We start from the raw sequence: 15,831 nt of genomic DNA on the forward strand, positions 1-15,831 counted from the left end.
ATGGCTGTTGTACAAATGAAGTATATTAGTATCATGGGACCCCTCCAGATGTTTGATGGTTTTGTCCTGGAGCACATCATCAACAAGGACATCCAGATCGAACCGTCATACAAGGCCATTCATATGCACGGGCTGATTCCTTTTGAGGAAGATCCCACCTATGACCAGCTGAAGAAACGCATGCAAATCCTTAACGAGCGGATTGGAGCCAGGGTGGAAACCTTTGCGCAGGACAGCCTGACCAAAGAGATCCTGGAAGATTTTGACCTGGAAGAAACGCGTGCCTATATAGAATCGCTGGAGAAAAGGTTCGACCAGTACAGATCAGCTATGGCAAGCCTGAAGACCGAGATTCAGGAGCGGGAGCAGATCATGAAGCAAATTCAGCCCATTGCCGGCCTGAACGTGGATATTCATGAGATGTTTCGCTTCAGCTTCATGAAGTTTCGTTTTGGTTCCATGCCGAAGGAGAACCTGGAAAAGAAAAAGGACTACCTGGATGAGCTGGATGTGATTTACGTGCCGGTGTCCGAGGAGGAAGACATTGTATGGCTCTCCTATTTCATGCCGACCCAGGTCGGTCCGGTCATCGACAATGTTTTTTCCGCCCTTGGTTTTGAAAGGATCCGTATATCGGACCAGGTCCAGGGCGTACCCCGGGTTGCCCTCGAAAAACTCTCAGCGGAGGTCCGGTCATTGCGGGAGCAGATGGAGCATGAAGAAAAAGCGCTCAGGGATTTTATCGAAAAAGAACGGGCCCGCTTTTCAGTGCTTTATTCAAAGGTGCTCTACCGGGCAAAGATCAACGAGGTCAGATCGCTTGCCGCCTATATCGGGGAAACATTCGTGCTGGTCGGGTGGATGCCTTACAGGGAATATGCGGCTTTTGAGAAGAAAATGGAGTCCATCGACAATCTCATTCTGTCCAGCGAAGATCCGGAGTACGTGAAGACTTCCACGCCGCCCACACTGATCAAGAACAGGGGCGTGTTCAAGCCTTTTGAATCCTTTGTTACGCTATATGGTCTTCCTTCCACCAAGGAATTGGATCCGACCAAGCTTCTGGCCCTTACCTATATTCTCATGTTCGGTTTCATGTTCGGGGATGTAGGACAAGGCCTGGTCATTGCTCTGGGAGGCGCTTACCTGTACTTTTTCAGGAAGATGGCGGCCACCGCCATGCTCATCTACCTGGGCATCTCGTCAGCTATCTTCGGTTTCCTGTACGGCAGCGTCTTTGGCAACGAAGAGATCATCAAACCGCTTTTTATAAGTCCGTTGCATGACAAGGACAGCATCATGAGCATCCTGCTCATATCGGCTGTTTATGGTGTCTTCATCATCCTGATTGCCATTATCACCAATATCATCAACAGCTATCGAGCCAGGAACTGGGGCCGCATGATCTTTGACAAGAATGGCATCGCCGGGCTCATGTTCTATGGCGGGGTCATTGTCTGCGTGATCCTCTCGCTCCTGACCGGGCAGGTTGTGATCACGGCAGCAGCCGTGGTGATCGTCGTGGTCATCCCCATGCTGATGCTGGTATTCAGGGAACCCCTGGAGAACCTGATCAGGCGCAGGGACCACATTATGCCCCGTGAAAAAGGCATGTACTTTGTGGAATCCTTTTTCGAAATCTTTGAAACCGTATTGAACTTCTTCAGCGGAACCCTGTCCTTCCTGCGTGTGGGCGCTTTTGCCCTCAACCATGCAGGGCTTTCCCTGGCGGTCTGGACCCTGGCCAAAATGATGTCGGGTGTCGGCAGCATTATTGTTGCCATTATCGGAAACCTGCTCACCATTGCACTGGAAGGCCTGATTGTAGGGATTCAGTGCCTGCGCCTGGAGTATTACGAGATGTTTGGCCGTTTCTACTCGGGAGAGGGTTATGAGTTCAAGCCCGTCCGGGTAACCGATGACTGACAGATGACTGCCCGAAGAGCGGGCCGGCAAAAAGGATTATGCTGCGGTAACGCAGTTTTGATCATCATCGAATGAAAAATGTCATATTGTAATGGAGGTTGTTGTTATGGAATTCTTTGTGGTATTGGCCGTTGCACTTTGTCTCAGCATGGTAGGTCTCGGTGTAGCCTGCATCCTGAAAGGAGTAAAGGGCGATAGCATCCGGAAGCTTTTTAGGATCAACGTGAGCGCATTGTTCGGCGTAATTTTGGCCGCTACCATATTCATCCTCTTTGGCGGCATCACGGCAAATGCCGCTTCAAATGATGCCGCAGCCGCAGCTGCTGCTTCCTCGGACGGTCTGAGATATATTGCGGCGGCTTTGTCCACCGGGCTGGCAGGAATAGGCGCCGGTATTGCCGTTTCGGCAACCGGTTCGGCAGCCCTGGGCGCATTGAGCGAGGATCCCAAGATACTGGGTAAAGCCCTCGTTTTTGTCGGTCTGGCAGAAGGTATCGCGATTTATGGCCTGATTATCTCCATTATGATCCTGAATGCCTGATTGGCAGACGGGCTGCTTTTGCGGGGATAGCACGTCAGCAAGGCATGGTGTTGATTTATGAGGATGTTTCTTATCAGTGACAATGTGGATACCAGAACGGGTATGCGTCTTGCCGGGATTGAAGGCGTGGTCGTCCACGAGCGCAGGGAAATAGAGGATGCGCTGAATGCAGCCATCCAGGACGAGAGCATCGGCATTATCCTGATTACCGAATTGCTTGCCGAGCGGGTGGAAGATTTGATACGGGATTACAGGCTGAATCGCAGCAAGCCCCTCATCGTCGAGATTCCGGACAGGCATGGCACCAGGCGACCCGCCGACTACATTATGCGATACGTCAACGAAGCGATTGGCCTGAAGGTTTAGCGTAGCCCTGGCCTTCCGGCAGCCAGGCATTTGCTGTCGATGCGCAACGGAACATGAGGTGATGATATGGAGAAAACGCTGGAAAAGCTCGGGAAGTTCTCCGAGATGGTCATGCAGGATGCCTACCGGAAGAAGAATGAACGGATCAGGCAGGCGGAGAAGGAGAAGGAGGAACTTATCGCTTCATCGGAGCTCCAATACCTGCAAAAGGCCTATGAGAAGATTCAGGAAGCGGTCAGAAAGTTTGACAAGGAGTATAACGAAGAGATCTCAAAGGCCATTGTGGAAAGCAAGGAAGCCATGTTCAACCGGCGCGATGAGATCGTCCGGTCGGTTTTTGACAATGTGAGAAAACGCCTTCAGGAGTTTGTCAGGGGGAAGGAGTACCCCAATTACATTGAGGAAAGGCTGAAAGCCGCCATCCGGGAAGCCGGAGACGGGAAGCTTCTTGTGACTGTCAACGAGGAGGATATGGCGCTTTTCAGCGAGATCAGAACAAGGCTTGGAGCCGATTTTGAATTGTCGGAAAGCGATGAGGACATCATTGGCGGTTTCCTGATCACCAACCGGGACAAAGGGCTGGTCTGGGATTATTCTTTTTTGAGCAGGCTGAACCGGGAAAGAGCAGATTTTCTTGTCCGAACCGGATTGAGCATTGAGTAGGCACCGGACGCTGACGCTTTGGCCTGTTCCATCGGTGCAGGTCGTCCGCAACAACCAGACAGCCCGGTGGCCGGAGTGTAATGGTCTGGCCGGGAAGCCGGTTAAGAAGCCAGTATAGAAGGTGAAATGAATGGGAGAAACATCACAGGGAACCATTTACGGAATAAACGGACCTGTCGTGAAGGTGCGCGGGGACCATGCCTTCAAGATGATGGAAATGGTCCTGGTGGGGCATGAAAAACTCATCGGGGAGGTCATCCGTGTTCAGGAAAATGAAACCATCGTTCAGGTCTATGAGAATACCACGGGATTAAGACCCGGGGAACCGGTTGTCTCCACGGGCAGCCCGCTGACCGTGAAGCTGGGTCCCGGCATCATCGGCAATATCTTTGATGGCATTGAAAGGCCGCTCACGTCCATAGCCCGCAAAACAGGCCCCTTTATCGGCCGTGGTATGATCATGGACAATCTTGATACCGAAAAGCTTTGGGATGTGAAAGTCCTTGTGCGCCGCGGGGATACGGTGAGGCCCGGCATGGTCATTGCCGAGGTACAGGAGACTCCGTCGGTGGTCCACCGTGTCATGGTGCCGCCCCATATCTCAGGTGTGGTGGAGGAAGCGGCCAGGGATGGCAGCTATCCCATCACGAGGACCATCGCCCGTATCAGGGAGGGGAAAACAGTCCATAACCTGACCCTGGTTCAGGAATGGCCGGTACGTACGCCCAGGCCCTATAAAAGCAGGCTGCCGCTGCATGAGCCGCTTATCACAGGACAGCGTGTCATTGACAGCCTGTTTCCCATTGCCAAGGGGGGCACAGCCGCCATCCCGGGAGGCTTTGGAACAGGAAAAACCATGACCCAGCACCAGCTGGCCAAATGGTCCAACGCCGACATCATCGTCTATGTGGGCTGCGGTGAACGGGGTAATGAGATCACCGAGGTTCTGGAAGACTTCCCAAAGCTCATCGATCCCAGGAACAACAGACCCCTGATGGAAAGGACCGTGCTCATCGCCAATACGTCCAACATGCCGGTTGCGGCCCGAGAGGCTTCCATCTATACAGGCATTACGCTGGCTGAGTATTACAGGGACATGGGCTACCATGTGGCGATCATGGCCGATTCCACCTCCAGATGGGCCGAGGCGTTGAGGGAGATTTCGGGCCGGCTTGAGGAGATGCCGGCCGAGGAAGGATTCCCGGCTTATTTGCCGTCCAGGTTGTCGGAGTTCTATGAACGGGCAGGTATGGTTGAAACCCTGAATGAACAGCAGGGCTCCATATCCATCATAGGCGCCGTTTCGCCCCAGGGCGGCGATTTTTCCGAACCTGTTACCCAGAACACCAAACGCTTCATCCGCTGCTTCTGGGCCCTGGATAAATCCCTGGCCTATACCCGGCATTATCCCGCCATCAACTGGATAGACAGCTACAGCGAATATGCCGCAGACCTCAAGGACTGGTATGCGGAGAATGCGGCCCCTGATTTTATGACGCTGCGAGACAGGCTGAGCCGGATTCTTCAGGAAGAAAGCAAGCTCCTTGAGATCGTCAAGCTTATCGGAAGCGATATCCTTCCCGACGAGCAAAAGCTGATCCTGGAATCGGCCCGGGCCATCCGGCAGGGATTCCTGCAGCAGAATGCCTATCACGAGCAGGATACCTATGTTCCCATTGTCAAGCAGTACCATATGATGCGGACGGTGCTCCACCTCCATGATCAGGCATCACGGCTGATTGCGAAGGGCATACCGGTATCGGTTATCCGAAGGACCGGTGTCTTCGAAGAGGTTATAAAAATCAAATACACGATTGCCAATGACGACATGGGGGCATTTGACAAGCTGATAGCGCGAATTGATGCCATACTCTCTGAAATAGAAGCAAGCTACAGGGGCGCTGAAAGGAGGGGACTTGCATGAATCTGGAATATGTGGGTCTCAAGGAGATATCGGGCCCTCTGGTGGTCCTCGAAGGCGTAAAGGATCCCTCCTTTGAGGAATTGGTGGAAATCACCGTCGATAAGGAAAAACGCCTGGGACGGATTATCGACATCAGCGGAGATGTTTGCGTCATCCAGGTGTTTGAAGGAACTCACGGCATCTCCCTGAAAAACACGCGTACCCGGCTTCTGGGAAAACCGCTGAAGATTCCCCTTTCCAAAGAAATCCTGGGCCGGGTGCTTGACGGCCTGGGACGTCCGGTGGACGGTCTGGGCGAAATCTACCCGGAAAAGTATGCGGATGTTAACGGGGAACCCATAAACCCTGTTGAGCGGGAATACCCGAGAAACTATATCCAGACGGGTATATCCAGTATCGACTGCCTGGCAACCCTCATCCGGGGTCAGAAGCTGCCCATCTTTTCAGGCAGCGGACTTCCCCACAACCAGCTGGCTGTGCAAATTGTACGCCAGGCGAAAATCGCCGATGAGGATGCCAACAATTTTGCCATCGTATTTGCCGCCATGGGCGTCAAGCATGATGTGGCCGATTATTTTAAGAACAGCTTTAAAAGCAGCGGCGTGCTGGATCGGGTGGTCATGTTCCTGAACCTGGCCAACGATCCGGTGGTGGAGCGTATCGTGACCCCGAGATCCGCGCTGACGGCTGCGGAGTACCTGGCCTTTGAGAAGGGCATGCATGTCCTGGTCATTCTCACCGACATGTCCTCCTATGCCGAAGCGCTCCGCGAGATTTCTTCCTCAAAGGGTGAAATCCCCTCCAGAAAGGGTTATCCGGGTTACCTCTACAGTGATCTGGCCTCCATCTATGAGCGTGCGGGCATGATTAAGGGCAGGAAGGGATCCATCACGCAAATCCCCATCCTGACCATGCCCAATGACGATATTACCCACCCCATTCCGGATCTGACGGGCTATATCACCGAGGGACAGATCGTGCTGGATCGCGGTCTGGCTTCCAGGGGGATTTATCCCCCTGTCAGCGTATTGCCTTCCCTGTCGCGTCTGATGAAGGACGGTATCGGAAAGGGCTATACCCGCGAGGATCATCCGGGCCTGGCCAACCAGCTTTTTGCCGCCTGCGCCAAGGTTCAGGAGGTCCGGGCGCTGGCCTCGGTTATCGGCGAGGATGAACTCAGCGATCTGGACAAGAAGTATATGCGTTTCGGCCGCGCTTTCGAGTCCGCATTCATCACCCAGGATTTCAACGAGGACAGGGATATCATCCAGACGCTGGATCTGGGATGGCTCCTGTTGGGCCTGCTGCCCAGGGAGGAGCTTGACAGGCTGTCACCTGAGCTCATTGAGAAGTATTATGGAAATCCTGAAGAGAATGAAAGCAGGTATCGGCAATGGACATGAGGCTTTTTCCCACCAAGGGAAACCTGATAATCGCCAAGAATACCCTGGCCCTTTGCCGCCAGGGCTATGAACTGCTGGATAAAAAACGGAACATCCTGGTCCGGGAGATGATGGGTCTGGTGGAAAAGGCCAGGAAAATCCAGGATCAGATCCTGGAAACCTTCCGTGAGGCTTACCATGCCCTCCAGCTGGCCAATGTCACCATGGGCATCTCCGTGATCGAGCAAATCGGCTATGCGGTTCCTGAGGAAAACGGTGTCAGGATCAGGGAGCAAAGCGTGATGGGTGTGGAGATCCCCACCGTTAGCATGGAGGAAACCGAACTGCAGCCCCGGTATGGATTCCGCATGACCAATTCCACATTGGATGCAGCCCGGCAGAAATTTGAAAAGGTGAAATACCTTGTTGCGGAACTGGCAGAGATTGAAAATGCCGTTTACCGCCTGGCCACCAATATCCGAAGAACTCAAAAGAGGACCAATGCCCTTAAAAATATCATGATCCCCAGGTATGAAGAGGCAACCAAACAGATCGCCAATGTGCTTGAGGAAAAGGAAAGGGAAGAGTTCAGCAGGCTCAAGGTTATCAAGGAAATCAAACGCGGTGACTGACCGAAATCCTTTGCCAATCTTCTGCCATTCAGGTATGATGTAAAAAAACCCACCCCTCGGGGAACAGGGGTTAACCATATTGAGGAGGGAACGATACATGGATGAGAAAATCCAGGAAATAGCACAACGCATACGGGGGATGCGCGAGGATCTGGCAATTCCGGCCGAAGAAATGGCCAGGCTCCTCGAAATGTCGGAATCGGAATACCTCGAATATGAATCGGGAAAGCGCGATTTCACCTTCACATTCCTCTATAAGGCTGCCACACGTTTCGGGCTTGACATCAGTGACCTGGTTACCGGTACCAGTCCCAGGCTTTCGGTTTATACCCATGTCAAAAAAGGCCACGGGCTGCCCATCGAGAGGCGCAAGGGCTTTAAATACCAAAGCCTGGCATATCTTTTCAAGAACCGGAATGCCGAGCCTTTCCTGGTGGAAGCACCCTATGATGAAAAGGCAGAGAAGGGTGAAATAGCGCTCAGCAGCCACAAGGGTCAGGAATTCGACTTCATTCTCTCCGGTTCCCTGAGGATGAGGATAAATGACCACGAATTCATTATGCATGAAGGAGATTGCGTCTACTATGACAGCTCCAACAAGCACGGCATGGTGGCCACGGGAGGCAAGGACTGCACCTTCCTGGCTGTTGTAATCAAGGACTTTGACGGGAGGATGGACTGATGGGAAGGCTCTACAAGGAATTCATGATTGAAACCTTCGATGAGGAAGGCAAGGTAACCCATGTCAGCTTCAAAAAGGATCCGAACTTCAATTTTGGCTATGATATTGTGGACAGGATAGCCAGGGATAACCCGGACAAGCTGGCCATGGTCTGGTGCAACGAAGCAGGGGAAGAACGGTTTATTACCTTCAGGGAAATGAAGGAGGAAAGCGACCGGACAGCCGCTTATTTCCGGAGTGTGGGTATCAGGAAAGGCGATGCAGTCATGCTGATCCTGAGACGGCACTATGAATTCTGGTATTGCATTGTCGCCTTACATAAACTGGGCGCCATTGCCATTCCGGCCACAAACCAGCTGATGACCAAGGATATCGTCTACCGCGTCAACGCGGCAAGCATAAAAGCCATCGTCTGCACTGCTGATGGGCAGATTTCGAGCTTGGTGGATGAAGCCCAGAAGGAAACCGAGACCCTGAAGATCAAGATAATGGTCAGGGGAAAACGGGATGGCTGGTTGAGCTATGAAGAAGGCGTGCGCCAGGCTCCGCCCTTCATCCCGCCCGAAGGGGACGAACGGCCCAAAGCCGACGAAATCATGCTGATGTATTTCTCTTCGGGAACCACCGGCATGCCCAAGATGGTGGCCCACAACTACTATTATCCGCTGGCCCATATCCCCACAGCCGTTTACTGGCATAATGTGGATCCGGACGGCCTGCACTTCACCGTGTCAGAGACAGGCTGGGCCAAATCGGTTTGGGGTAAGCTCTATGGCCAGTGGATTGCTGAAGCGGCCATTTTCACCTTTGACTTTGAGCGGTTCAACGCGGACGAAATGCTCAAGAAGATGAGCAAATACAAGGTGACCACTTTCTGCGCACCGCCCACTGTGTATCGTTTCCTGATTAAAGAGGATCTTTCCAAATACGATTTGTCATCCCTGAAATACTGCACCACGGCCGGAGAGGCCCTGAACCCCGAGGTGTTCAAGAGGTTCAAGGAGCAGACAGGAATTGAGCTGAAGGAGGGCTTTGGCCAGACTGAAACAACCCTGGTGCTGGCCACCACCACCTGGATGGAACCCCGTCCCGGCTCCATGGGCAAGCCGTCTCCCGCCTATTCGGTGGACATCGTTGATGAAAACGGCAACAGCGTCAGCCCCGGTGAGGTGGGAGAAATCGTCCTGAGGATTGATAAGGAAAAGCCGACCGGCCTGATGCTGGTATACTACCGCAGCCCTGAGATGACTGAAAGGGCCATGCGTGACGGGCTTTACCATACCGGGGATACGGCCTGGAGGGATGAGGACGGCTATTACTGGTATGTGGGAAGGACCGATGACATCATCAAGTCCTCGGGCTACAGGATTGGTCCCTTTGAGGTGGAAAGCGTGATCATGGAGCATCCGGCGGTTCTCGAATGTGCCGTGACGGGTGTGCCGGATCCCCTGAGAGGCCAGGTGGTTAAAGCCACCATCGTGCTGGCCAGGGGCTACCAGCCTTCGGACGCCCTGGCAAAGGAAATCCAGGAATATGTGAAGGAGCATACCGCTCCCTACAAATATCCACGGGTGATTGAATTCGTGGAGGAACTTCCCAAGACCATCAGCGGCAAGATCCGCCGTGTGGAAATCAGGCAGCGGGATCAGGCCCAGTAAGCGCCGAATCGCCAATTATTGAGACTTGCAGGCAATAGTAAAATACTATATAATGTTCATTACCGTGCTAGACGGGGAGGTAGCGGTGCCCTGTATCCGCAATCCGCTATAGCGGAGTCGAATTCCTGCCCCCGGCTTGCAAATGTAAGGTCAGTTATGTGTCGGAGTACGATGAAGATCGGGTCTTGCGCAATCCGGAACCGTGAACCCCGTCAGGTCCGGGAGGAAGCAGCGGTAAGCGGAGCACCGGGTGTGCCGCGAGCGTGCCTGGTCCGAGTACGATGCACATGGTACGCTTGTATTTGCATTGCCAAAGGCAGGTGCACGGTTTTATACCGAATTTAAAGCCAGGGGACGGTTCTCCTGGTTTTTTGCTTTTCAAGCCGAGGACGGCAGGCAGGTGCGTTTCATCTCAGCCTGCGAATGAATCCGGAAGAGAGCAAATCCTTGTGTCATTGCGAGGGGAGCGTCAGCGCAGCGCAGCAATCTCATCCTTTCGTCGGGATCCCGTAAAGCCCGGCCGCTGTTATAAGGTTGGCGTTTCCTTTACTCGCCCCTTGACACGCTCCGGCTTTTCCTGTGCTATAATGTTAGAGTCGGCATCATGCCCGCAACGGGAATGGATGGTGAAATCATGGCGCATTTGGCACTTTACAGAAAATGGCGGCCCTTAACCTTTGATGACGTGGTTGAACAGCGCCATATTGTCGAAACCCTCAAAAACAGCATCAAAACCAACTCTCCCAGTCATGCCTATCTTTTCTGCGGCACACGCGGAACAGGAAAGACCACCCTGGCCAAGATACTGGCCCGTGCGGTGAACTGCCTGCATCCGGTTGACGGCAACCCGTGCAACCAGTGCGAGGTTTGCAAAGGCATCCTGGATGGTTCCATCATCGATGTCATCGAAATAGACGCCGCATCCAACAACGGCGTGGACGATGTGCGCCAGATCAAGGAAGCCGTCATGTATGTGCCGGCGGTCACCCGATACAAGGTCTATATCATCGACGAGGTTCACATGCTGTCCACAGGCGCTTTCAACGCGCTCCTGAAAACCCTGGAGGAGCCTCCGGAAAGCGTGATTTTCATCCTTGCCACCACCGAGCCCCACAAGATTCCTGCCACCATTCTGTCCCGCTGCCAGAGGTTCGATTTCAAAAGGATCTCCATGCGAGGCATCTCAAGCAGGCTGGAAGTGATCGCACAGGACATGGGCATCTCCTGCGAGCCGTCCGCCCTTACCCTGATTGCCCGGCTCGCCCAGGGCGGGATGCGCGATGCCATCAGCCTTCTGGATCAATGCATATCCACGGGTACCCGCAGGCTGACCAGGGAGGATGTGATCGCCGTTTCAGGCCTGACAGCCCTGAAAACGGTTGATGCCATTGCAGAAGCCCTCGTGGACAGGGATGCTCCGGGTGCGCTCATGCAGATCGATCAGGCTTATGCCAGCGGACGGGACCTGGCTCCCCTATGCGGACAGCTGGTGGAGTGGTTTCGCAATCTCATGCTGCTTCAGACAGGCGGGGATGCCCTGAAACTTGTGGATGTAGATGAAGCCGACCTGGAGCGTTTGGGCAGGGCCGCCGGCAGGATCAGTCATGAAGAAACCATTGCCATGATCAGGGAACTGTCCGAAACCGAAAGCAGGCTGAGATGGTCGGAAAACCAGCGCATCCTGATGGAAGTCACGGTTGTGCGGCTATGTACAAGGAGCCTGGAAGGCGCGGATGTCTCCGAAAGGCTTCAAATGTTGGAGTCAAGGCTGGATGCCCTTGAAAGGAAAATGAGCGGGATAGCGGACGGGGCGATGATCCCCCGGCGTACTGCGGCGGAAACACCCGATCGCCATGACGTACCAGACTACGGGATGGCGCAACCGGAATCGCCGGCCTCCGTAAAGACTGAAAAAAAGCAGGCAATCCGAAGGCCTCATGAAGGCGAAGCCCCGCAGGGCAGGACCGAGCTGAAAGAGTGGCCCGAGGTGCTTGAGCACCTGCGCTCAGCCGGAAGGATGAAGGTTTATGCCTATCTTCTGGATACCCGCTGCCTTTTGACGGATGGCGCCACTGCAGTAGTCGTGGTGGGCCGTGATGAGCAGCTCAAGAAAAACATCCTGAACAGGAATGAAAGCCTGGAGGCCATCGAAGAGGCCCTGCTCCAGGTGACCGGAACCCCCATGAAGGTCAGGATAAAGGATGAGGTTGAACTGGGCCTGGTTGAGGATGTGAACGAGAGCGATCCCGTCCTGGAAAAGGTGAAGCGGTTTGCCATGGATAACGGTCTCAATCTTGAGATTGTGGAATAAACGGCTTCTTTGTCCGATTGCTATTTAGTGACGGATAAATTAGCCGAAAACGTGGAATAATGATGCTGTGAGCTGTTTTTCAAGGCAACGGGCCGGGTTCAGGACAAAAGATGTCAAAAAGGCGAATCGTGGTATCCGGATACTTGACAAATCAGCCGTGATGCTGATATATTAAAGCAGTCAAGCGTGCTCAGCTCTGAGATATTTCCCGGATAAGAATGAGTGTTGTCAAAGAGGAATAGGATAGTAACAATTATCGGCTTGTCTAGTTTTTATGGGCCTATTTGACGCGCAATCCTGATTTCTGAATTCAATATAGATTAGTGTTGATATCACAAGGCGGTGTTTTATGGAAGACAGATCGATTCTCGAGAAGAAATCGCTTGAGGACTTGCGCTACATTGCTAAAATGCTGGGTTTGAAAAGCATTTACAAGTACCGCAAGAGCGAGCTCATCGATTATATCACCGATTCGGCAAAATCAAACGAAGTAAAAAAGGATGAACAGAAATCAAAGCAAGGGGAGCAGATGCCCGCTGAAGGCCAGGCAGTTGAGTCTGTACAAGCCGATTCCCGGGAGAAAAAGGCTTCCCGCAAGGCCGAGTCAAAGGCTGATGCAACATCAAAGCGCCGCGGCAGGCCTAAAAAAGCTGAAACCGTTGAGGATACCAGCAACACGGTTGATGAATCCGCCATTTCATCCGGGGCACCCGGAACCGATAACGTTCCGGCCGGAGCTGAAGCAGAAAGCCCGTCTGAACAATCCGTTGCCTTAACCACTTCTCCTGAAAAAGCAGACCAGTCAGTAGATGATAGCAAGAACACTCATGCGGTTCCCGATGAAGAACAAGCGCCTAAACGGACTTCCCGGATACGTATCAAGAGACCGGGAGATGGGGCGAAAGCGGAATCCGGCACTGATGCCGCGCAGGATAAAGCTGCCGAGCCTCAGGCGGACGTTCCTTCGGGTCCGGTAACCTATTTGTCCGATGAAGGCCAGGAGCAACAACAGGCCAAGGATGAAGCAAACCAGGTGCCGGCAGATGAAAGCATGACCGTACCGGAAAAAGACAAGGAAGAGGGTACCGCAGAAACCGATGCGGCCAGGGACAGCCGCAACGGCAAAATCAGCAAGGCAAAGGATTTGTCCAAGCTGGAAAGCGACAATCCCGTTACCGGTATACTGGAAGTTCTCCCTGACGGCTATGGCTTTTTAAGAGGCCATAATTACCTGTCAGGCCCGAAGGACATCTATGTTTCACCATCCCAGATCCGGCGCTTCAACCTGAAGACGGGGGACAAGATTGTCGGAAAGGGCCGCATCCAGAAGGATGGCGAAAAATTCCAGGCCCTGCTGTACGTCACATCGGTCAATGGCGATCCACCGGAAGTCGCCATGAAAAGAAAGCCGTTTGATCAGCTCACGCCGATTTACCCCAATGAAAGGCTTACGCTGGAGTCCGATCCCAAGGAGCTTTCCACGCGCCTGATCGATCTCATTGCTCCCATCGGGAAGGGTCAGCGCGGATTAATTGTTTCTCCGCCCAAAGCCGGTAAGACCATTCTGCTGAAGAAGATTGCCAATGCCATTACGCTTAAATATCCCGAGATAGAGGTTATCGTCCTTCTGATAGACGAGCGTCCGGAAGAAGTGACCGACATGCAGCGGTCCATCAAGGGGGACGTGATCTATTCCACTTTTGACGAGGTGCCCGAGCACCATATCAAGGTGGCCGAAATGGTGCTTGAAAGGGCCCAGAGGCTGGTAGAGCAGAAGCGGGATGTGGTCATCCTGCTCGACAGCATCACGCGCCTTGCCAGGGCCTATAACCTGACCATCCCGCCAACGGGCCGGACCCTTTCAGGCGGTCTGGATCCGGGAGCATTGCATAAGCCCAAGCGTTTCTTCGGCGCAGCAAGGAATATTGAGAACGGCGGCAGCCTGACCATTATCGCCACGGCGCTCATCGATACGGGCAGCCGCATGGATGATGTCATCTACGAAGAGTTCAAGGGAACGGGCAACCTGGAGATCCATCTCGACAGGAAGCTTTCCGAGAAACGCATCTTCCCGGCCATCGACATCAATCGTTCGGGTACCAGGCGCGAAGAACTCCTGCTCTCACAGAAGGAACTGGACGGCATCTGGACCATCAGGAAGGCTATGAGCAATCTTGGAACCGCCGAGGTTACCGAACTGATCATCAACAGGCTGCTCATGACCAAGACCAATGAGGAATTTGTCAACGGCATCAATACCGCCTTGCTGCAGAAAGAAAAGAACAGCTTTGACCCCTACAGGTAATCACAGGCCATAGAACCGATTTACACGGGGATTGCGGGCAAACCGGGATAGTGCAGGTATGGTTTTGCCATGGAGACTTCTTGCATTTTCCCGGCTGTTGTGATAGAATATCATCCGGCGCTTTTTTTTGGGTCGTCGTGTTAGTAGTTTCGATAAAGAAGCAAGTTATGAGCGAGGTGAAAGACCATGCAGGAGGGTATCCACCCCAAGTATACAAAGGCTGTTGTACGCTGTGCATGCGGCGAGACCTTTGAGACAGGTTCCACAAAGCCGGAACTGCGCGTTGAAATCTGCTCCCAGTGCCATCCCTTCTTTACCGGGAAGCAAAAGCTTGTAGATACCGGCGGGCGTGTCGATAAGTTCAAGAAAAAGTACGGAATCAAATAAAAAACCGGGTTTTAACCCGGTTTTTATCTTCTATAAAGCTTTAAATGCTATCTTTGACAAATGTTTGCATGTGATAGCGCTTTTGGTGGAATGATAGCAACCATAAGGAGCATGAGTATGCGCAAATTCTCTTTTGAATCAGCCAAGCCCTATCTTCTCATCGCTTTGGGATGCCTGGTGATGACCGTTTCCCTGAACGTGTTCCTGATCCCTTTCAAGCTGGCGCCGGGTGGTGTTTCCGGTCTGTCAACCGTGGTGTATTATGTGGTCAACAAGGTTATCCCGGTGGGCGTTCTGATGCTCCTTTTCAATGTCCCTTTGTTCCTTGGCGGGCTCAGGAGCAGGGGCCGCAGGTTTGTCATACGCTCCCTGTACGGAGCCATCCTTCTGTCGGTGATGGTGGACATCACGGCACCTTTTACCGAGACCCTGGTCAATGATTACCTGGTTCGGTTTGACAGTTCCATGGCTGTTCCGGATTTGCTGCTGAATGGCCTTGTGGGCGGTGTCATCATGGGGTTCGGACTTGGTATGGTGCTCAAGGAAGACGCCACCACCGGCGGGACCGATCTGGCGGCTGCGCTCCTCAAAAAGATCATGCCGCGCTTTTCGCTGGGTGAATTGCTGCTGATCCTGGACGGCCTTGTGATTCTCCTTGCCACCATCGTTTTCAGGAGCGTCAAGCTTGGGCTCTATGCATCCATCAGCCTGTACGTATCGTCCAAGACAATCGATGCATACATCGAAGGGTTCCACTTCGCCAAAAGCCTCATGATTATTTCCGACCGCTCCGAAGAGATAGCCAGGCGCCTCATGATGGATGTGGACCGGGGTGTCACAGGCCTTAAAGGGATGGGCATGTACAGCCGGGCTGATAAAACGGTTCTGCTGTGCGTTGTGAAGAAACAGGAAATGCCCAAGGTCAAGGAAATCGTCAAGGAATGCGACCCCAATGCCTTCGTTTTGCTGAGCGATGTGAGGGAAGTCCTGGGCGAAGGCTTCCAGCCCCTCCACACAGACAACAAGTAGCCCGGGGGGTATTGATAAAATTTTA

Annotated in this window: 13 protein-coding genes and 1 other RNA gene; all 14 read left to right on the plus strand. The window is 53.1% G+C overall.

The window, feature by feature from the left end:
- Positions 1 to 1,926 (plus strand): V-type ATP synthase subunit I, encoded by a 1,926-nt coding sequence (locus F3H12_RS01475; protein ID WP_149677576.1) that lies wholly within the window; start codon positions 1 to 3, stop codon positions 1,924 to 1,926.
- Positions 1,927 to 2,032: 106 nt separating this feature from the next.
- A complete protein-coding gene (locus F3H12_RS01480; RefSeq protein WP_149677577.1) occupies positions 2,033 to 2,467 on the plus strand; it encodes an ATP synthase subunit C in 435 nt (144 codons plus the stop codon).
- 57 nt (positions 2,468 to 2,524) lie between these two features.
- A complete protein-coding gene (locus F3H12_RS01485) occupies positions 2,525 to 2,833 on the plus strand; it encodes a V-type ATP synthase subunit F (protein ID WP_149677578.1) in 309 nt (102 codons plus the stop codon).
- 66 nt (positions 2,834 to 2,899) lie between these two features.
- Positions 2,900 to 3,496 (plus strand): V-type ATP synthase subunit E, encoded by a 597-nt coding sequence (locus F3H12_RS01490; protein ID WP_149677579.1) that lies wholly within the window; start codon positions 2,900 to 2,902, stop codon positions 3,494 to 3,496.
- A gap of 130 nt (positions 3,497 to 3,626) precedes the next feature.
- The gene (locus tag F3H12_RS01495; RefSeq protein WP_149677580.1) at positions 3,627 to 5,420 is read left to right on the plus strand and encodes a V-type ATP synthase subunit A; all 1,794 of its coding nucleotides are present in this window, start codon (positions 3,627 to 3,629) and stop codon (positions 5,418 to 5,420) included.
- On the plus strand, positions 5,417 to 6,823 hold the full coding sequence (locus tag F3H12_RS01500) for a V-type ATP synthase subunit B (protein WP_149677581.1): 1,407 nt from the start codon (positions 5,417 to 5,419) through the stop codon (positions 6,821 to 6,823). The genes F3H12_RS01495 and F3H12_RS01500 overlap by 4 nt, the downstream gene beginning before the upstream one ends.
- Entirely contained in the window at positions 6,814 to 7,434 is a 621-nt protein-coding gene (locus F3H12_RS01505; RefSeq protein ID WP_149677582.1) for a V-type ATP synthase subunit D, read from the plus strand. The genes F3H12_RS01500 and F3H12_RS01505 overlap by 10 nt, the downstream gene beginning before the upstream one ends.
- A 97-nt stretch (positions 7,435 to 7,531) precedes the next feature.
- Positions 7,532 to 8,116, plus strand: coding sequence for a helix-turn-helix domain-containing protein (locus tag F3H12_RS01510; RefSeq protein WP_149677583.1), 585 nt, complete (start codon positions 7,532 to 7,534; stop codon positions 8,114 to 8,116).
- Complete coding sequence (locus F3H12_RS01515) at positions 8,116 to 9,774, plus strand: AMP-binding protein (RefSeq protein ID WP_149677584.1); 1,659 nt, start codon at positions 8,116 to 8,118, stop codon at positions 9,772 to 9,774. The genes F3H12_RS01510 and F3H12_RS01515 overlap by 1 nt, the downstream gene beginning before the upstream one ends.
- Before the next feature lie 62 nt (positions 9,775 to 9,836).
- An RNA gene (gene ffs / locus F3H12_RS01520) (signal recognition particle sRNA large type) lies at positions 9,837 to 10,102 on the plus strand.
- 306 nt (positions 10,103 to 10,408) lie between these two features.
- Positions 10,409 to 12,085: a DNA polymerase III subunit gamma/tau gene (dnaX, locus tag F3H12_RS01525; RefSeq protein WP_188118311.1), complete on the plus strand. Its 1,677-nt coding sequence runs from the start codon at positions 10,409 to 10,411 to the stop codon at positions 12,083 to 12,085.
- A gap of 349 nt (positions 12,086 to 12,434) precedes the next feature.
- Positions 12,435 to 14,390, plus strand: coding sequence for a transcription termination factor Rho (gene rho / locus F3H12_RS01530; RefSeq protein WP_149677586.1), 1,956 nt, complete (start codon positions 12,435 to 12,437; stop codon positions 14,388 to 14,390).
- A 186-nt stretch (positions 14,391 to 14,576) separates the two neighbouring features.
- Entirely contained in the window at positions 14,577 to 14,777 is a 201-nt protein-coding gene (rpmE, locus tag F3H12_RS01535; protein ID WP_149677587.1) for a 50S ribosomal protein L31, read from the plus strand.
- 117 nt (positions 14,778 to 14,894) lie between these two features.
- Positions 14,895 to 15,806 (plus strand): YitT family protein, encoded by a 912-nt coding sequence (locus tag F3H12_RS01540; protein ID WP_149677588.1) that lies wholly within the window; start codon positions 14,895 to 14,897, stop codon positions 15,804 to 15,806.
- The last annotated feature ends 25 nt before the right edge of the window (positions 15,807 to 15,831 follow it).

Source organism: Thermoclostridium caenicola (assembly GCF_900142095.1).
Taxonomy (GTDB): Bacteria; Bacillota; Clostridia; order DSM-8532; family DSM-8532; genus Thermoclostridium_A; species Thermoclostridium_A caenicola.

Excerpts from the sequence above, each read along its gene's own strand:
- F3H12_RS01475 (WP_149677576.1), top strand. The coding sequence starts at position 1 with ATGGCTGTTGTACAAATGAAGTATATTAGTATCATGGGACCCCTCCAG.
- F3H12_RS01480 (WP_149677577.1), top strand. The coding sequence starts at position 2,033 with ATGGAATTCTTTGTGGTATTGGCCGTTGCACTTTGTCTCAGCATGGTA.
- F3H12_RS01485 (WP_149677578.1), top strand. The coding sequence starts at position 2,525 with ATGAGGATGTTTCTTATCAGTGACAATGTGGATACCAGAACGGGTATG.
- F3H12_RS01490 (WP_149677579.1), top strand. The coding sequence starts at position 2,900 with ATGGAGAAAACGCTGGAAAAGCTCGGGAAGTTCTCCGAGATGGTCATG.
- F3H12_RS01495 (WP_149677580.1), top strand. The coding sequence starts at position 3,627 with ATGGGAGAAACATCACAGGGAACCATTTACGGAATAAACGGACCTGTC.
- F3H12_RS01500 (WP_149677581.1), top strand. The coding sequence starts at position 5,417 with ATGAATCTGGAATATGTGGGTCTCAAGGAGATATCGGGCCCTCTGGTG.
- F3H12_RS01505 (WP_149677582.1), top strand. The coding sequence starts at position 6,814 with ATGGACATGAGGCTTTTTCCCACCAAGGGAAACCTGATAATCGCCAAG.
- F3H12_RS01510 (WP_149677583.1), top strand. The coding sequence starts at position 7,532 with ATGGATGAGAAAATCCAGGAAATAGCACAACGCATACGGGGGATGCGC.
- F3H12_RS01515 (WP_149677584.1), top strand. The coding sequence starts at position 8,116 with ATGGGAAGGCTCTACAAGGAATTCATGATTGAAACCTTCGATGAGGAA.
- dnaX (WP_188118311.1), top strand. The coding sequence starts at position 10,409 with ATGGCGCATTTGGCACTTTACAGAAAATGGCGGCCCTTAACCTTTGAT.
- rho (WP_149677586.1), top strand. The coding sequence starts at position 12,435 with ATGGAAGACAGATCGATTCTCGAGAAGAAATCGCTTGAGGACTTGCGC.
- rpmE (WP_149677587.1), top strand. The coding sequence starts at position 14,577 with ATGCAGGAGGGTATCCACCCCAAGTATACAAAGGCTGTTGTACGCTGT.
- F3H12_RS01540 (WP_149677588.1), top strand. The coding sequence starts at position 14,895 with ATGCGCAAATTCTCTTTTGAATCAGCCAAGCCCTATCTTCTCATCGCT.